Here is a 15643-nt window from a genome sequence, read left to right as displayed (position 1 = left end):
TCGCCTCCGTATTCAGCCTTACCAAACAGTCTGTGCCCAGGCAAGGTTTCCCATGCGGAATAATTCACCGAACATAGGACCGGCAGGGACCAGTGTCGGGGGTAGGGTGAGGACAGTACCTATATTCATCAACTACTCGACCCGCCGTGTTCCGTCATGTCCGGGTCACGAACAAGGGGGCTTTATGGCCAAAAGCAAGATGACTGTAGCCGAGATGATCGGGCTCTTCCTCACCCCTGACGCGCCTGTGCAGGTGACCGCCTTCGATGGGTCGGTCTTCGGACAGAAGCAAGCGCCACTGCATCTGGAAGTCAAGAATTCCCGTGCCATGTACTACATCACGGAAAATCCCAACGATCTGGGTCTGGCCCGCGCCTACCTGCAGGGCGATCTGGACTCTCCCGAGCTGCTGCCAGGCAACCCATACCAGGTTCTCAAGGAACTGATGGGTCTCAAGCACTTCGTCAAGCACCCCAGCAAGATGGAGCTAGCCCGGGCAGCAGGGGCTGTCTTCTCTCACGGAGTGCGCGTGCCCGAGCCACCGGCCATCGAAGGGCCCTCGCTGGCCAAGCGACTGTCTGAGGGCATCCGTCCCCACACCCGCCGGGGCGACGCAGCCACTGTCAGCTACCACTACGACCAGTCCAACGACTTCTATCGGCTCTTCCTGGGCTCCTCCATGACCTACACCTGTGCCGTCTTCGAGAAGGCGGACGGCAGCCTGGAGGACGCTCAGTGGCACAAGCTGAACATGGTCCTGGACAAGATGCACCTGAACAAGGGCGACCGTCTGCTGGACGTCGGCTGCGGCTGGGGCTCCATGGCAATCGCGGCCGCCCGCCGTGGCATCCACGTCATCGGCGTGACTCTGGCTGAGGAGCAGGTGGAGTGGGCCCAGAACTGGATCCGCCAGGAGGGTCTGCAGGATCTGGCCGAGGTCCGGCTGATGGATTATCGCGACGTGCCCGAGTCCGACTTCGACGGAATCTGCTCCATCGGCATGATGGAGCATGTGGGCTATAAGCAGTACCCCTCCTACTTCAAGGAGATGATGGACAAGCTGCGTCCGGGCGGCATCCTGCTCAACCACCAGATCACCCGCACCAACTCCCACGACCACAAGCGGGCAGGCGGATTCATCGACCGCTACATCTTCCCCGACGGTGAGCTGGCCAGCCCGGCCGAGATCGAACTGGCCATCCAGGACACCGGCTTCGAGGTCATCACCCAGGAGAACCTGCGCCAGCACTATGCACTGACCCTCAAGCACTGGACTGAGAACCTCCAGGAGCATTGGGACCAGGCCAAGCCCATGGTGGGCGAGCCCAAGGCGCGGCTCTGGGGCCTGTATATGGCCGGCGCGCGGCTCAACTTCGAGCTCGACAACATTCAGATACACCAGTTCCAGTGCATCAAGCCCGATCCCGAGACCGGCACGGACACCTACCCGCTGCGGCCCTGGTGGGACCGGTAGTTGATATGAAGAAAAAGGCGAGGATTCGATTCCTCGCCTTTTTCCTTTCCGCCACCATACAGCTCAGAACTCAGGAAGACCTGTCCGCCGAAGCCTCCAGCCGAGCCAGGTCCAGAGCCTTGTTGAAAGCATCCGAAGTCCAGCTGGCTCCGGCCACCTTGTCCACCTTGAGGTCTTTGAGCGGGCGCCCCTGGACTACTCCAGGCACGGCACGGGCGAAGCGCTCCATGTGACCGCGCGAAACGGGCGAATCCGAATGCCCCTGGACCTGGACCCGGGTCACCTGGCCTCCCGACAGGTCCAGATCCACATCGATGCTGTCAGCCCCGTCATGGCCGTACCTGCCCGTCAGGGCGTAAGTGCCATCGTGATAATTGCCAGTGTCAGCCGGAGCGGTCGGCAGCCCATCACGGGAGACGGCCGTGGGATTGCCCTCGCCCGCAGCGCCGGCTCCCGACTCTGGAGCAGAGCTGGACTCGGCGCCCGATCCGGCGAACTCGTCGTCCATGGGCTTGGCCTGCTGGCTTCCGCAACCGCCCAGGAGTGAGCCGACCGCCACCAGAGTCGCCAACGTTGCCGAGGCCGTGGCCAGCCCACGAGACTTGCTTTTGGCCATCTCAGCGTCCTCCTTCTGATTCAGCGGCCAATCCCGGCAGAGACCCACCTGTCTTGGCCATCTTAGTGGGGTCATGGAAGCCTACAGGAATATCCTGGTCCCCGGTGTCGCCAGAAGCCCCACTGAAGGCCGGCCGGCCTCCGGCTGCCAGGTAGGCCCGCTTGGCCTCCTCATCATTCCACTGCTCGCCGGCCAGCACCCCGTGGTTGAGCATGATCTCCCGCTGGGCACATGAGGCCACCAGGGCATCGTGAGTGACCACGATCAGGGAGGTCCCCTGGTCATGCAGTTGCCGGAAGAGGTCCAGCACAATCCGCTCATTGGCCTCGTCCAGGTTGCCGGTGGGCTCGTCAGCCAGGATCAGCTTGGGCTCGTTGATCAACGCCCGGGCCACGCAGACCCGCTGCTGCTCGCCGCCCGAAAGCTGGCTGGGCAGGTGGCGGGCCCGATCCGCCAGACCCACCCGGTCCAGGGCCTTCATGGCCTGGTCCTCATCCACCACCGAGTGGTAGTACTGGGCCACCATGACGTTCTCCAGGGCGGTCAGATGCGGGACCAGGTAGAACTTCTGGAAGACCAGGCCGATCACGTTCTTGCGCACATCGGCCAACTGGGACTGGCTCAGATCCTCCAGCGGCCGCCCTTGCAGGCGGACCGAGCCGCGGCTGGGGGTGTCCATGCAGCCCAGGATGTTCATCAGCGTGGTCTTGCCTGAGCCGGAGGACCCCACCACGGCCAGCCACTGACCCTGCGGGACGCTCAGATTCAGGTCGTCCAGAGCATGCAGATCGCCATAGATCTTGGAAACATGGTCCAGATCCAGCAGCATGCCGTCGCCCGACTGGGACTCGCTCACCTTTGCCTGCGTCATTGTCATTCCTCCCTCAAAACCAGGGCCGGGTCGATACGCGAAGCCCGGAGGACCGGCCGGATGGATGCGATCATGGATATGGCCACGCTCAGCAGGACCGTGCCCAGGGCCAGCCACCAGTTGAAGCCCAGCGGCCGCTGGAAGACGGACAGGCAGAGCAGCCGGGCGAAACCATAGCCCAGAGCGGTGCCGATCAGACCTCCAGCCAATCCGTAGCAGGCCGACTCAGCCAGAAACTCCATGGCTATCCCCCGCGAGGAAGCGCCCAGGGCCTTGCGCAGGCCGATCTCGCTGCGCCGCTGGGAGACGATGGAGGCCATGGTGGTCCCCACGCCCACGAAGGTCAGGACCAACACCACCACTGAAACCAGCCAGAAAAGCGACTGGAGCATGGCGATGGTGTGGCTGTCGCCCGCTGTGATCCTGGTGACCGGCCGGGCCTTGACCCCCATGGAGGTCATGTCGTTGATGCCGGCAGCGATGGTCTTCAGCCCCGAGGTCATGGTGTTGACCGAGTATTCGATGACATCGGTGCCCCGCTTGGCCCCGGTCAGGAGCTCCAGATCAGACAGGTCGGCGTAGATGATCCGATCCTCTGGACCACCGGTATCGACGATGCCGCCCACTCGAAAATCACGGCCCTGGCCTCCGGCCTTGCCTGTGCCGGTGACCTGTCCGGCCGGATAGCCGATGGTCATCCGCTTGCCGGTGGTCAGCCCCAGCGAATCAGCCAGGTCCCGCCCCACCATGACCGAACCAGGCCGGGGCCAGGAACCCTCCACGCTCCAGTGGCGGTTGAGCTGACGAACCTGGTCGGGGTGGATGCCGGCCATCTCTCGGGCCCCGGCATTGACCTGCACCGTCTCATATCGATAGGTGGCGTACCTTGCCGGAGCCTTGGCGGTCACCATATGGGTGGTGTGGTCCACCATGCCCTGTTCGATGCCGGACCCGGACCGATTGCCTCCCTGGATGGGCGAGACGACCAGGTTGGCCCCGTAGGAACGCATCTCCTGGTTGATCTGCCTAGGGGCCTCAATACAGACCGCCGCCAGGCAGAAGAGTGTGGCCGCCCCTACCAGGGAGGCCACCACCGCCATCAGGGCCCTGCCTCGACGACGGAAGACGGCCCCGAAGAGCATGGTCAGGAACATGCGGGTGTTGGTCATATGGCTCTTATGGCGATCAGCGGCCATGAAGCACCTCCGCCGGCCGAAGCCGCAGAATGGATCTGATGGACGAGATGGATGCCAGCAGCACGGTCAGGGCCAGCAGCACGAAAACCAGCACGAAAACCATGGGTCGCATGGTGATGCCTGAGCCGAAGACCACCCTGCCCACGATCTGAGCCACTCCGGAGCCCAGCAGAGCACCGACCAGAGCCCCGACCAGGGCAATCAGGGCCGTCTCGGCCAGCACCAGTCTGGACACGGCCCCGTCAGTGGCACCCAGAGCCTTGAGCAGGGCGAACTCCGAGGACCGCTCGCTTATGGAGGACGCCATCAGGTTGGCCACGGCTATGGCCGCCGCCAGCAGGCTGAGCACGGTCATCAGAATCATGACCGCCTGGGTCTTTTGCAGAACATCGCCCTGAAGGGCCGCCACCTGTCTGACCTGCTTGGCCATGGACCCGGGGATGGCCTCCTCGATCTGGTAGGCGATGGATGAGGGATAGGCCGTGCAGTACCAGGTCTCCCACTCGTCCTGGGAGAGGGCAGCAGGGTTTCGTGCGGCCTTTCGGGCCAGGTCGTTCTCTGGCGTGGTCAGAGCCTTGACCTCCACCTGGTCGATCTGATCGGTCAGGCCGGACATCTCCTGCAACGGCCGAGTGGGCAGGTAGAGGGAGGCGGCATCAGCATCACCGGAGTCGAAGATGCCCACAATGGTGACAGTCTGCTGTTTACCATCCAGACCCACCTTGACCTGGTCGCCGACCTGACGGCCACCCAGTCGTGCAGCCAGCTCCTTGCCCATCATGGCCTCAGACTTGCCGCCGGATACGGCCTCATCCTTGGGCCAGCGGCCTTGAACCTTCCACCAGGGCCGAAGACCTTTCAGGCCTGCGGTGCTGCTTTCACCGCTGTCGACCTTGACGGTCCGGCCGAACCAGGTGCCCACCAGGGGGGCGGCGGCCTGGTCCACAGTGCCGCGAAGGTCCAGGCGGGGGGCGAAGTCGGTGATGTTGTAGGCCCAGAAGATGGTCTTGATCTTGGGCACCTGGGACTCCTTGAGGAAGGCGGTCGGCGTTGACTCGTCACCTGAGGGGCCGCCCTCCTGGTCGCCGTAGAGGTCGGAGACCACGGCATCCGCCTTGGCCTGGACCGTGATATTGGATCCATAGGTGGACAGTTCCGCGTTGAGCTTGTCGCCCACATCGAAGACCACCCCCAGCATGGCAGTAGCTACGCAGGCCGACAGGCAAACCGTGACGGCGATGAGCATTCTTCGCCCAAACTGGCGGCTGAATGACCGCAGCATCATGCGCATGAAGAACATACCAACCGCTCCTTCCCTTTTTTCAGCTCTTGAAGTGCGATGACAGGGCATCCAGGTCGGCGGTGCTGATCAGTATGGCCCCTCGGCCTGTCTTGTAAGGCAAGGGAACGGGATTACAGCCGCCCTTGAACCCGATGGTGGCCAGGTTGATGGCTACGTCGCACTTCTTGCAGATGATCTTGCCGTCTTTTTCGTAGTAGCCCGCATCCCCGCAATTATCGCAGGCGTCCAGCCCGACCCCATAGGCTGCGCCATTCTTGCGGATGATGATGAAGCGCATCTCGGTGCCGTCCTTGGCCCGGTAGCTGAATCGATGCAGGTGGCCATCCTCCACCTGGGAGAAACGGATGGTAGCCGTATGGGCAGTCAGGGAATACCGCTCCGGAGGCGAAAGCACGGGCACTTGGTGGGCCTTGGCCGTTCCCACGGTCAGGGCCAGGGTGACGCCGATCATGGCCACCAGGCTCCAGACCGCTGATGCCAGGGCCCTCCGGCGGAAGGCTCGGTGGCTGCGGTCGTCGGCCGTGGAGGCTCCGGTCACCGGCATGCGCCAGCCTGCGACCAGGCAGGCCAGGACTGGAATGATGAAGACCAGAACCTGGGCAAGCACCAGGATGAGGTCGGCGTTGTAACCCAGGGCCATGACCCGGAAAGCCCAGCCGTGCAGAAGAACCAGGCCGGTGGTCTGCATCAGGGCCACCAGGGCTACGCCGTGCCGGATCAGCAGCAGGACCACCATGAGCAGGGCGGCCAGACGAAAGGCCATCCGAGGGCAGGATGTATGCATGGTCCTCAGAATGGCAGCCACCGTCACAGCGGCAGCCAGACCGAGCAGGAAGCCCAGGGCCCGCAGGAGCATGGCCGAGGTCAGCACCGGCTCCCCCGGCTCCACAAAGGCCGTAAGCTGCAGGATGACATCGGGCAGGGCGCGGAATGTGGTCAGCGCTATGGCCAGGGCCGCCAGGGCGTTGACCAGATCCATGGCCCAGGGGCGACGATGCCAGTCCGAGACCAGCCGGTCGGCGACCACCACCACCACGATGGCCGCCAGGTCGGTCAGAACGCAGGCTACCAGGGTCGGATAGTTGACCATGGTCCGGCGGTTGATGATCACGGTGGCGCGCAAGAGGGCAAAGACCAACGCCCCCAGCACGCCGACCCCCAGGCCGATCAGTCGCCAGGAGGAGGAACGGGGCCGATCGCGGCCCTCGCCCACCTCCAGCAGCACGCTGAATACCATGACCAGGAGGGCCGGGGCCAGCGTCCCCGGCAAGACCGTGACAAATTGCTCAAGCATGGTGCATGGCAGCTTACCACTGATGGGGCGTGTAGTCCCAGTCCCAGCTGACCACGATGGGCTCGGTCCAGAAGTGTCCCTTCACGCCGGTCTCCGGGTCGACGTGCAGCATCCAGCCCTTCTTCTCAGGAGAGTCGATGGAATAGGTCAGCTTGTAGGATCCGGCCTTCTCCATCTTGATGTTGGCCCCGTAATGTGGGCCATCCGAGGCGTTCATCTGCATGAAGGTGCCGGACTGCTTGTCGTTGGGGTCATCCTTGTTCTGAATGGTGTAGTTGACGGTCAGATCCGGGACGAACTCGCCCTTGGCATAGCCCAGGTTGTTGTTGGGCAGGGCGTGGATATCGGCCTCCAGGTGCAGGCTGGCATCGGCCGCCTTCAGACCCATGGAGGCGGGCTCCATGTCGATGGGCTGGAAGAAGACCGTGCCGATGTTCAGGGGACCCTTCTGCTGATCGTCGGGCGGGATGGGGATCTCCTCGAACCCGGCCCCCTTGCCCGCCGAGGACTGGGAGGCGCCGGAGGCCTCAGGCGCTTGGGCCTCACGGGTGCCTGACCCGCTGGAGCCGCACCCCGCCAGGGCCAGGGTGCCCGAGAGCACCAGCGCGACCAAGGCGGTCAATTGTCTCTTCTTCATGATTGTCCTTCGCTCTTCGGTGTTTGCATGGATGCCGTGACCTCAGAGGGCACAGCCCCTTCGGCGGCCTGCTCGGTTTCCGTCCGATGGACGGGTGCCGACGGCGACCCGCCGGAGTCCTGATTCGACCGCGACCGCTCCTGCTTGTGCAGGCGGTGGGTCGACACAATTGCCAGCACGACCACGACCAGGGCCGCCAGAATCTGGGCGCCGATGGTCTGCGTGTAGGGATACAGCCCGATCCAGTCGCTGGTGGGCACACCGGGCAGGTAGGTAGCCGGCACCAGGTCGCCCTCGATCAGGGCATGGACGCCGCCCCCGGCGAAGATGATCACCATGACCGCCATGAGCAGGCTGGTGATGATGAAGAAGGGCCGGATGGGAATCTTGACCGAGGTGAAGCGGATGAGCACGAAGACGATGACCAGGACCACGGCGGCAGCCGCAAAACCGGTCCAAATCTCCCGCCTGCCGCCGGGGGCCATGGCGAAGATGGCCTGGTAGAACATGACCGTCTCAGCACCCTCCCTGAAGACCGCCAGGAAGGAGAGCAGGGCCAGGGAGATCACGCTGCCCTTCGAGATGGCCGCCACGGTCCGGCTTTGAATATAGCGGTTCCAGGATTCCACAGAGGACTTGGACAGCATCCAGTTGCTGGTGTAGAGCAACATGAGCATGGCCACCAAGGCCACCACGCCCTCCAGAATCTCCTGCTGGGGACCATTCCCGTTGAAGAGCAGGGTGAAGAGCAGGGCCACCAGCCCGCTGGCTACGAGGCCGGCTGCAATGCCCCAGTAGATGTGCCGAACCTTGTCCTTATGGCCGGACTTGACCAGGTAGGCAATGATGGCCGCCACCACCAGGATTGCCTCCAGCCCCTCCCTCAACAGGACCACAAAGGCCTGGCCGAAGGCGGAGGTCAGGAAGGACGTCCACCCATTGACCTTGTCCGCGGCGCCTCCGTCCAGAATGGTTGCGTCCTCGACCAGCATGCTCTTGAGGTCATTCACCAGGGTCTTTGCCGGCTTGCCCGCCACCATGGCCATCCGGGTCTCCTTGAACTGGTATTCCACCTGAGAGACCCTGTTGCCGCTGATGGCGTTCATGACGTTCTTCTCGAAGCCCAGCTTTTCGTAATACTGGTAATAAGCCTTGTTGACCAGGTCGGATCCCGCCTGACCATGCCCCTTGGATGCCTGGGCGAGCGCCTGATCCAGGATGGGCGTCATCTCATGGGCCACCTGGGTCCAGGTCCGGTCGCCCTTGCCCTTGTTCCGATGCTTTTTGGCCGCGTCCAGCCTTCGACGGTCCGCCTTGATCTGCTCCTGCTGAGCCTGGGCGTAGGCACGGGGATTGGCCAACCCTTGGGTGGCATCCAGCTGGGTGGCCGCAGCGGCCAGATCGGTCTTGAGTTTTTCGCTGCCCTGGGTCAGGGCCTGCCCGGCATCCGGGGCATAGGCCTGATTCTGCAGGGACTGGAACTGCCCATCCAGAGCGTTGCGCCTGTCCTGCCCCAGGGTCGACTCGACCACCGAGACGAATCCGGATCCCACATAGCTTACGTTGTAGGCCCCCATGAATTGCGAGGCCGCCCCGGCACGATCCCCCCGGGCATAGTCCTCGCACCCTCTATCCAACTGATGGGATACTGAGCCAGCCACCTGGGTCCAGCTGCCATAGTCCGTGGCCCCGCTCGCCGCCATGGCCGATTGCGGAGTCTGCAAGACCAGGAACATCAGGGCCAGCAACAGGCATGAGAGCAGAGAGCCAGCGGTCCTGGCCACTCGCGTCCTGCCGACCTGTGCAACCATGGGCGATGATCTCCTTCGTCAGTCCCTCGTAATCGAACCTGCGAGAAACGAAGGCCGATTTGACAACTACCGAAAAATCAATCTAGCCCAAACGCAAATGGAAAAACAGACTTGTTTATAGCCTTTTGAGGCCATATAATGCGCCCACGCTCGCAGACGGTCAGTCTACCGACAACGGCTCACCCTTATGCTTCCACAGGCAGATGCCGCCGAATACCAGTAGCCAGACCAATCCCAGTATGGCTGGATACCGGGTGTCGGGAGCCAGGAAGAGCGAGAGATAGATCAGGACGAAGAAGGCGATGGCAAGGACTCCGGTCACCCGGTAAGCCGGCATGATGAACCCATCAGGCATGAAGTCCGGGCTGGTCCGGTAGCGGCGGTGAGCAAGCAGGGTCAGGATGTAGATGAAGATGATGACCGCACTGGAGCAGGAGGTGAACAGGACGAAGGTGTTCTCGAAGCCGGGCAGCATATGCAACACCGGAGATAAGAGGATCAGCACTCCGGACAGAATGATGGCCCGGGCGGGCACCTTGCCGCGGCGCGAAATCGTATGCAGGCTACGCATCACAGGAGAGCGGCCGGCGGCGGCCAACTGGAAGAGGTTGCGGCCGGCGGAGTAGAGCAGGGAATTCAGCGAAGAGCTGGCGGCCGTGATGACCACGAAGAAGACCAATGCGGCCGCCCAGTCCACCCCGGCGTAGCGGAAGACCATGACGAAGGGCGAGGTGAAGCTGCCGTCAGCGTTGGGGCGGAAGGATCGCCAGGGCACAATCAGCATGATGGCGACCAGGGCGCCCACGTAGAAAATCAGTACGCGCAGGATGATCTGGTTGATGGCCTTGGGCAGAACCTTGCGGGGATTCTGGGTCTCGGAGACGGTTACCCCCACGAATTCGATCATCTCGTAGGCGAAGAAGACCATCTGGAAGCTCATGAAGAAGGCCATCCACCCGTTGGGAGCCAGGCTCAAACCGTTGGTGATGTTGTCCAGGCCCGCATGGCCGGCCGGGCTGATCCCGTCCTGTCCCGGCATGTGGACGGCGGGATAGTGGAATCCCGTGATGACCATGACCACAGCCGTGGCGATCATGGCCAGAATCAGGGTGATCTTGATCATGGAGAACCAGAACTCGGTCTCCCCGAAGACCCTCACGGCGATCAGGTTGATGCACACCATGGCCGTCAGGAAGCAGAGCTCGATCAGACCCCGCCAGGCGCTCAGATCGATGCCGAAGGTGCCGAAGAAGGTGACGAAGTAGGTGCCCACGGCGGTCAGCTCGGACATGCCGATCAGGATGAGCACGATCCAGTAGGACCAACCGGCGAAGGACCCCCACCCCTGGCCCAGGTAGCGGCTGATGAAGGCGATGAAGGTGTGCTGTACGGGGCTGCGATACATGAGCTCGCCAATGGCCCGCATGAGTAGGTACATGATCACACCGACGCCGATGTATACCAGGATGATGGAGGGCCCGGTCAGGGCTATGGACTTGCCCGACCCCAGGAAGAGCCCGGTGCCGATGGTGCCGCCGATGGCGATGAACTGCACATGACGGTTGCTCAGACCGCGTTCCATACCGTCGCCTGCCGAGGCACTGTCACCCTGATTCTGTTGCGCCAAAGGGCCATTGCCCGTACGGTTCATGCGACTGCACCTCCTTGTCTTCACAACCCATTAATCATCGCCGTCCAGGAAGGGACGTCCCGTCGAGGCCGGTAGGTCAGCAATACCACAGAGGTGTCGATAACCGGGAGCAGGCGGCAGGCACCGACGCCCATGGTAGGACCCGGCGGTCACGATTCGGTGAATTGAACGTCTCATATGGCGGACGTCTATATTCCACAATGCAAAGGCATGCTCATTCCGCTCGGACCGGCTCCTATAGGGTTGGCCCTGTCAGCCGGTCACATTCAGCTGACAACTACCAACTAAGGAACGACATCCCCATGGATCAACCCAAGGAGCCGCAGGGCAAGAACCTGCGCAAAACCCTGAAGAACAGGCACATCCAGCTCATTTCGCTGGGCGGCGCCATCGGGACGGGACTCTTCTACGGGTCCGGGGAATCCATCTCATTGGCAGGGCCGGCCATCATCATCGCCTATCTGATAGGCGGTTTGGCCATCTTCATGATCGTCAGGGCCATGAGCGAAATGAGCGTGGAAGACCCCAAGTCCGGCGCTTTCAGCTACTACGCCACCCGCTACTGGTCCAAGCGCGCGGGCTTTGTATCGGGGTGGAACTACTGGATGAACTACGTGCTGGTATCCATGGTCGAACTTTCCGTAGTGGGCACCTTCGTCAACTTCTGGTTCCCGGCAATACCCGCCTGGGTCTCTGCGGCCTTCTTCCTGGTGGTCATCACGGCAGCCAATCTTATGGGGGTCAGCAAGTTCGGCGAGTTCGAGTTCTGGTTCGCCATCATCAAGATCGCAGCTATCGTCGCCATGATCATCGGCGGCCTGGCCGTCGTGGTCATGGCCCTGCCCACGGCCAACGGTCTGCGGGCATCCTTCGCCAACTGGTTCACAGTAGGCGGCGGGTTCTTGCCCAACGGACTCATGAGGCACGGGGCCAACGGCCAGTGGACCGGCCTGCTCATGTCGCTGGCGGTGGTCATGTTCAGCTTCGGCGGCACCGAGCTGATCGGCATCACCGCCGGGGAGGCCTCCGATCCCCGTCGGACCATCCCCAAGGCCACCAACGCCATTATCTGGAGGATTCTGGTCTTCTACATCCTGACGCTTGGGGTGATCATGGCCGTAGTCCCCTGGAATGCCATCGGCAAGCCCAACGCGCAAGGCATGGTCGTCAGCCCCTTCGTCCAGATCTTCGACTCGGTGGGAGTCCACGCAGCCGCAGGCATCCTCAACTTCGTCTGCCTGACTGCGGTCATGAGCGTCTACAACTCGGCCCTCTACTCCAACTCCCGCATGCTCTTCTCCCTGGCCCGGCAGGGCAATGCCCCCAAGTATCTGGGACGGCTGTCCAAGGGAGGCGTGCCCTACACAGGAGTGCTGACCTCGGCCTGCATCATCGCCCTGGCCGTGGTCGTGGTCTTCCTCTGGCCGCAGTTCGCCTTCAACTACCTCATGAGCATCGCCACGATCTCGGCCATCATCAACTGGTCCATGATCATGGTGACCGAGATGCTCTTCCGGCGTGCTGTTGCCCGTGGCGAGGGACCCGGCGACCTGGCAGGCAAGACCGGCGAAAGCGCTCTGAACGCCCTGCACTTCAAGCTGCCCTTTGCCCGGGTGACCCCTTGGGCGGTCCTGGCCTTCCTGGCCATGATCGTGGTGCTCATGTGCTTCTCGCCCAGCTACCGGGTGGCCGTCATCGCCGGGCCCATCTGGCTGATCGTCCTGCTGGTGGCCTATCAGCTGACCCAGGGGCGAGCGCGGTAGTGATATAAGCGGAAGAACTCAGCGGTCTTTCTCCTTTTTGCGGTCCGCGACCAGCGCCTCCAGCAGCCGCTGGTCGCGGTCGGCGATCATGGCTTGGCTCTCGGCCCCCTGCCAGGAATAGAACCCCTGACCGCTCTTGGCGCCTAGCTGCCCTGCCTGAACCTTGGCCTTCAAGATCGGGTCCTCGCCAGGACGGTTGTCCAAATCGTCGTAGAGGTACTTGGAGATATTGTCGAAGACATCCAATCCTCCCAGATCAGCGCTGGCGATGGGTCCAAGGATGCTCCACCGTCGACCCAGGCTGTAGGTGACGATCTCATCGACGGCCTGCGGTGTGGCGATCCCCCGTTCCACGATATTCAGGCACTCCCGAATAACCGCCGCCTGGATGCGGTTGCCCACGAATCCGAGTGATTCCGTGGATAGCGCCACGGCATGCTTGCCGATGCGGTTCATGAGTTCAACCGTGGTATCCACCACGCCCTGGTCGGTGTCCGCAGCAGGCACCACCTCGACCAGGGGCATGAGCTGGGCGGGATTCCAGAAGTGGGCAACCAGGAACCGCTGAGGATGCCGCAGTACCGAGGCGATCTCAGTGGGCCCCAGTCCCGAGGTGTTAGTGGCCAGAATGGTCTGCTCTCCAACTATGGTCTCCACCTGCTGCCAAACCTGGTGCTTGACATCCATGTCTTCCAAGACGGATTCGATGACAAAGTCGGCATCAGCCAGAATGCCGTAATCAGTGTCCTCCTGAATCCGATCCAGCACGCTCTCCCTCTGATCCTGGGAAATCAACCCAGCACCGATGAAGGTATCCAGATCATGCTCGATCAATCCCCTCCCCCGGTCCAGTGCCTGGCGGCTGGAGTCCACCAGCCGGACCGGATACCCCTGCATGGCGAACTGGAGCGCCGTGGCATGCCCCATGGTCCCCGCTCCGATATTGCCGATTACCTTGATGTCGTCGACCTTCATCAGTCGCTGCCTTCTTTCCTAACGAATTCATACTTATCCTAAGACAGTCGACCGGCATGACCAGGACCGCTCAGCATGGCCAGGGACATTGCAGATCTGCCTATCGATCATCGAAGACAAGGGATCCGTTTGGGCCTTGTCTGAGAATCCCTCTATGCTGACCGGTAATTGCAAATCACTGAAGAGGTCGCCGAACCTATCAGTAACCGGGATCAGACAGTGCGGTGTCGCGTATTCCCGGCGAAAGGAAGTTCGGCCGAAACGGCACGGATCCGCCCATCCGTCCCGTTGGGCCCGGGTCGAACAGGTCCGGGACTGTCGCAACCCCATGTTGCGGAGCGCTATGTGCAGTGTCACGGACAGGCAATGCGTCTGGATTCCGCCTGAGCGGAACTGGCCGGAACCGTCGTCATAGGGCTCTCAGGTCAGTTCGAGGAGAAGAGCAGCCATGGCGACCAGGCAGGGCGGAAAGGTCAGCCCCTCCACATCCGACGACCGGGTCCAACGCAACCTCAAGACCCGACACGTCACCATGATCGCCTTGGGCGGCTGCATCGGCACCGGCCTGTTCATGACTTCCGGCTCCACTATTGCCAAGGCCGGACCGGGAGGCGCGCTGGTGGCCTATGCGGCCATGGGCCTCATGGTCTACTTCCTGATGACCAGTCTTGGCGAGCTGGCCACCCACCTGCCCACTTCCGGCTCCTTTGCCTCCTACAACGCCCGCTATGTGGATCCGGCTCTGGGATTCGCCATGGGTTGGAACTATTGGCTGAACTGGGCCATCACCGTGGCTGTGGACATCTCCACCGCAGCCCTGCTGATCCAGTACTGGCTGCCCCACACCCCCGGCTGGGTCTGGAGCCTGCTGGTCCTGGTGACCATTTTCCTGATCAACGCCCTGACCGTGTCTACCTTTGGTGAGACCGAGTTCTGGCTCTCCCTGATCAAGGTGGTAACGGTAATCGTCTTCCTGGTCATCGGTCTGGCCATGATCTGCGGAATCATGTTCCGTCCGGCCGTGGGCCTGGGGAATTTCACCTACAAGGACGCCCCCTTCGTGGGAGGATTCCCCGCCATTCTCAACGTCTTTCTGATAGCGGGCTTTTCCTTCCAAGGCACCGAGCTGATAGGCGTCACAGCCGGCGAGTCCAGGGACCCAGCCCGGGCCGTTCCCAAGGCCATCAACGATGTCTTCTGGCGGATCCTGCTCTTCTATATCCTGTCCATCTTCGTCATCGCCGCGCTGATCCCCTACACCAGCCCCAATCTGCTCAGCTCCGCGCAAGGAGACATCGCCATGTCGCCCTTTACCCTGGTCTTCCAGCGGGCGGGTCTGGCCTCGGCAGCCAGCGTCATGAACGCCATCATCCTGACCTCGGTCCTCTCGTCCGCCAACTCGGGTGTCTACGCCTCCACCCGAATGCTCTACGCCCTTGCCAAGGACCATTACGCCCCGGCCTTCTTCGGCCACACCACCCGTCACGGCATCCCCATGGCCTCGCTGGTCGCCACTCTCGTGGTCTCCCTGGCCACCTTCGCCGCCAGCATCTTCGGCCAGCGTATCTACATGTGGCTGGTGGCCGCCTCGGGGCTGACAGGATTCATCGTCTGGATCGGCATCGCCCTGAGCCACTACCGCTTCCGCCGCGCCTGGGTGGTTCAGGGCCACCGGGTTGATGAACTGCGCTACCATGCCAAACTCTTCCCCTTGGGGCCCATCCTGGCCCTTGTCCTATGTGTCATCGTCATCGGCGGGCAGAACTTCGAGGCCTTCGTCAACTGGAACTGGCAGGAGATCGGCGTCACCTACATCAGCGTGCCTCTGGTACTCGCGCTCTACCTGGGCTACAAGGTCCGGAACCATACCCGGATTGTGCCCCTGGAGACGATGGATTTGAGCGGAGATCCGGAATCGCCATGACAGGTTTGCCAACTACCATGACACATTGTGACCAAGGGAGTCGAAAGGCCATACCAATGGCATAGACTCCCTAAGCGTTCGAGGACCGGCTCAAGGACCCGGCCATATGAACCTATTCCGGCATCCGG

Annotated in this window: 12 protein-coding genes and 1 riboswitch; of the genes, 3 read left to right on the top strand and 9 right to left on the bottom strand. The window is 62.3% G+C overall.

Annotated elements, in window-relative coordinates:
• Window positions 1-184: 184 nt before the first annotated feature.
• Window positions 185-1474, top strand: coding sequence for a class I SAM-dependent methyltransferase (locus ACUIAF_RS06680; protein ID WP_445338287.1), 1290 nt, complete (start codon window positions 185-187; stop codon window positions 1472-1474).
• A 70-nt stretch (window positions 1475-1544) separates the two neighbouring features.
• Here the strand turns inward: ACUIAF_RS06680 and ACUIAF_RS06675 are convergent, their stop codons facing one another.
• The 8 genes from ACUIAF_RS06675 to ACUIAF_RS06640 all read right to left on the bottom strand — a co-directional run bounded on the left by ACUIAF_RS06675 (window position 1545) and on the right by ACUIAF_RS06640 (window position 10853).
• Window positions 1545-2090: an FMN-binding protein gene (locus ACUIAF_RS06675; RefSeq protein ID WP_445338285.1), complete on the bottom strand. Its 546-nt coding sequence runs from the start codon at window positions 2088-2090 to the stop codon at window positions 1545-1547.
• A gap of 1 nt (window position 2091) precedes the next feature.
• On the bottom strand, window positions 2092-2919 hold the full coding sequence (locus tag ACUIAF_RS06670) for an ABC transporter ATP-binding protein (RefSeq protein ID WP_445339180.1): 828 nt from the start codon (window positions 2917-2919) through the stop codon (window positions 2092-2094).
• Between the two features lie 44 nt (window positions 2920-2963).
• Window positions 2964-4130 carry an ABC transporter permease gene (locus tag ACUIAF_RS06665; protein ID WP_445339179.1) on the bottom strand — a complete coding sequence of 389 codons (1167 nt, stop codon included), beginning with the start codon at window positions 4128-4130 and terminating at the stop codon, window positions 2964-2966.
• A 16-nt stretch (window positions 4131-4146) separates the two neighbouring features.
• Complete coding sequence (locus ACUIAF_RS06660) at window positions 4147-5457, bottom strand: ABC transporter permease (protein ID WP_445338283.1); 1311 nt, start codon at window positions 5455-5457, stop codon at window positions 4147-4149.
• A gap of 22 nt (window positions 5458-5479) precedes the next feature.
• The gene (locus ACUIAF_RS06655) at window positions 5480-6754 is read right to left on the bottom strand and encodes a Fe-S-containing protein (RefSeq protein WP_445338281.1); all 1275 of its coding nucleotides are present in this window, start codon (window positions 6752-6754) and stop codon (window positions 5480-5482) included.
• Between the two features lie 13 nt (window positions 6755-6767).
• Window positions 6768-7391, bottom strand: a complete 624-nt coding sequence (locus ACUIAF_RS06650; RefSeq protein ID WP_110417790.1) for an iron transporter — start codon at window positions 7389-7391, stop codon at window positions 6768-6770.
• The gene (locus ACUIAF_RS06645; RefSeq protein WP_445338280.1) at window positions 7388-9202 is read right to left on the bottom strand and encodes an FTR1 family iron permease; all 1815 of its coding nucleotides are present in this window, start codon (window positions 9200-9202) and stop codon (window positions 7388-7390) included. The genes ACUIAF_RS06650 and ACUIAF_RS06645 overlap by 4 nt, the downstream gene beginning before the upstream one ends.
• Before the next feature lie 160 nt (window positions 9203-9362).
• Entirely contained in the window at window positions 9363-10853 is a 1491-nt protein-coding gene (locus ACUIAF_RS06640; RefSeq protein WP_445338279.1) for an amino acid permease, read from the bottom strand.
• A gap of 302 nt (window positions 10854-11155) precedes the next feature.
• Here ACUIAF_RS06640 and ACUIAF_RS06635 point away from each other — a divergent pair, with 302 nt between their 5' ends.
• On the top strand, window positions 11156-12616 hold the full coding sequence (locus ACUIAF_RS06635) for an amino acid permease (protein WP_445338278.1): 1461 nt from the start codon (window positions 11156-11158) through the stop codon (window positions 12614-12616).
• Between the two features lie 18 nt (window positions 12617-12634).
• Here the strand turns inward: ACUIAF_RS06635 and ACUIAF_RS06630 are convergent, their stop codons facing one another.
• Window positions 12635-13591, bottom strand: a complete 957-nt coding sequence (locus ACUIAF_RS06630) for a 3-hydroxyacyl-CoA dehydrogenase family protein (protein ID WP_198217349.1) — start codon at window positions 13589-13591, stop codon at window positions 12635-12637.
• A gap of 173 nt (window positions 13592-13764) precedes the next feature.
• Window positions 13765-13943, top strand: a riboswitch (Lysine riboswitch).
• A gap of 96 nt (window positions 13944-14039) precedes the next feature.
• Between ACUIAF_RS06630 and ACUIAF_RS06625 the strand changes: the two genes are divergently transcribed.
• Window positions 14040-15515, top strand: coding sequence for an amino acid permease (locus tag ACUIAF_RS06625; RefSeq protein WP_445338277.1), 1476 nt, complete (start codon window positions 14040-14042; stop codon window positions 15513-15515).
• Window positions 15516-15643: the final 128 nt, after the last annotated feature.

The organism is Bifidobacterium sp. ESL0822, from assembly GCF_052606675.1.
This window is presented reverse-complemented; position numbering and strand designations above follow the sequence as displayed.

Bases quoted from the DNA above. Each gene is read 5' to 3' on its own strand.
- ACUIAF_RS06680 (WP_445338287.1), top strand. From the start codon at position 185: ATGGCCAAAAGCAAGATGACTGTAGCCGAGATGATCGGGCTCTTCCTC.
- ACUIAF_RS06675 (WP_445338285.1), bottom strand. From the start codon at position 2,090: ATGGCCAAAAGCAAGTCTCGTGGGCTGGCCACGGCCTCGGCAACGTTG.
- ACUIAF_RS06670 (WP_445339180.1), bottom strand. From the start codon at position 2,919: ATGCTGCTGGATCTGGACCATGTTTCCAAGATCTATGGCGATCTGCAT.
- ACUIAF_RS06665 (WP_445339179.1), bottom strand. From the start codon at position 4,130: ATGACCAACACCCGCATGTTCCTGACCATGCTCTTCGGGGCCGTCTTC.
- ACUIAF_RS06660 (WP_445338283.1), bottom strand. From the start codon at position 5,457: ATGTTCTTCATGCGCATGATGCTGCGGTCATTCAGCCGCCAGTTTGGG.
- ACUIAF_RS06655 (WP_445338281.1), bottom strand. From the start codon at position 6,754: ATGCTTGAGCAATTTGTCACGGTCTTGCCGGGGACGCTGGCCCCGGCC.
- ACUIAF_RS06650 (WP_110417790.1), bottom strand. From the start codon at position 7,391: ATGAAGAAGAGACAATTGACCGCCTTGGTCGCGCTGGTGCTCTCGGGC.
- ACUIAF_RS06645 (WP_445338280.1), bottom strand. From the start codon at position 9,202: ATGGTTGCACAGGTCGGCAGGACGCGAGTGGCCAGGACCGCTGGCTCT.
- ACUIAF_RS06640 (WP_445338279.1), bottom strand. From the start codon at position 10,853: ATGAACCGTACGGGCAATGGCCCTTTGGCGCAACAGAATCAGGGTGAC.
- ACUIAF_RS06635 (WP_445338278.1), top strand. From the start codon at position 11,156: ATGGATCAACCCAAGGAGCCGCAGGGCAAGAACCTGCGCAAAACCCTG.
- ACUIAF_RS06630 (WP_198217349.1), bottom strand. From the start codon at position 13,591: ATGAAGGTCGACGACATCAAGGTAATCGGCAATATCGGAGCGGGGACC.
- ACUIAF_RS06625 (WP_445338277.1), top strand. From the start codon at position 14,040: ATGGCGACCAGGCAGGGCGGAAAGGTCAGCCCCTCCACATCCGACGAC.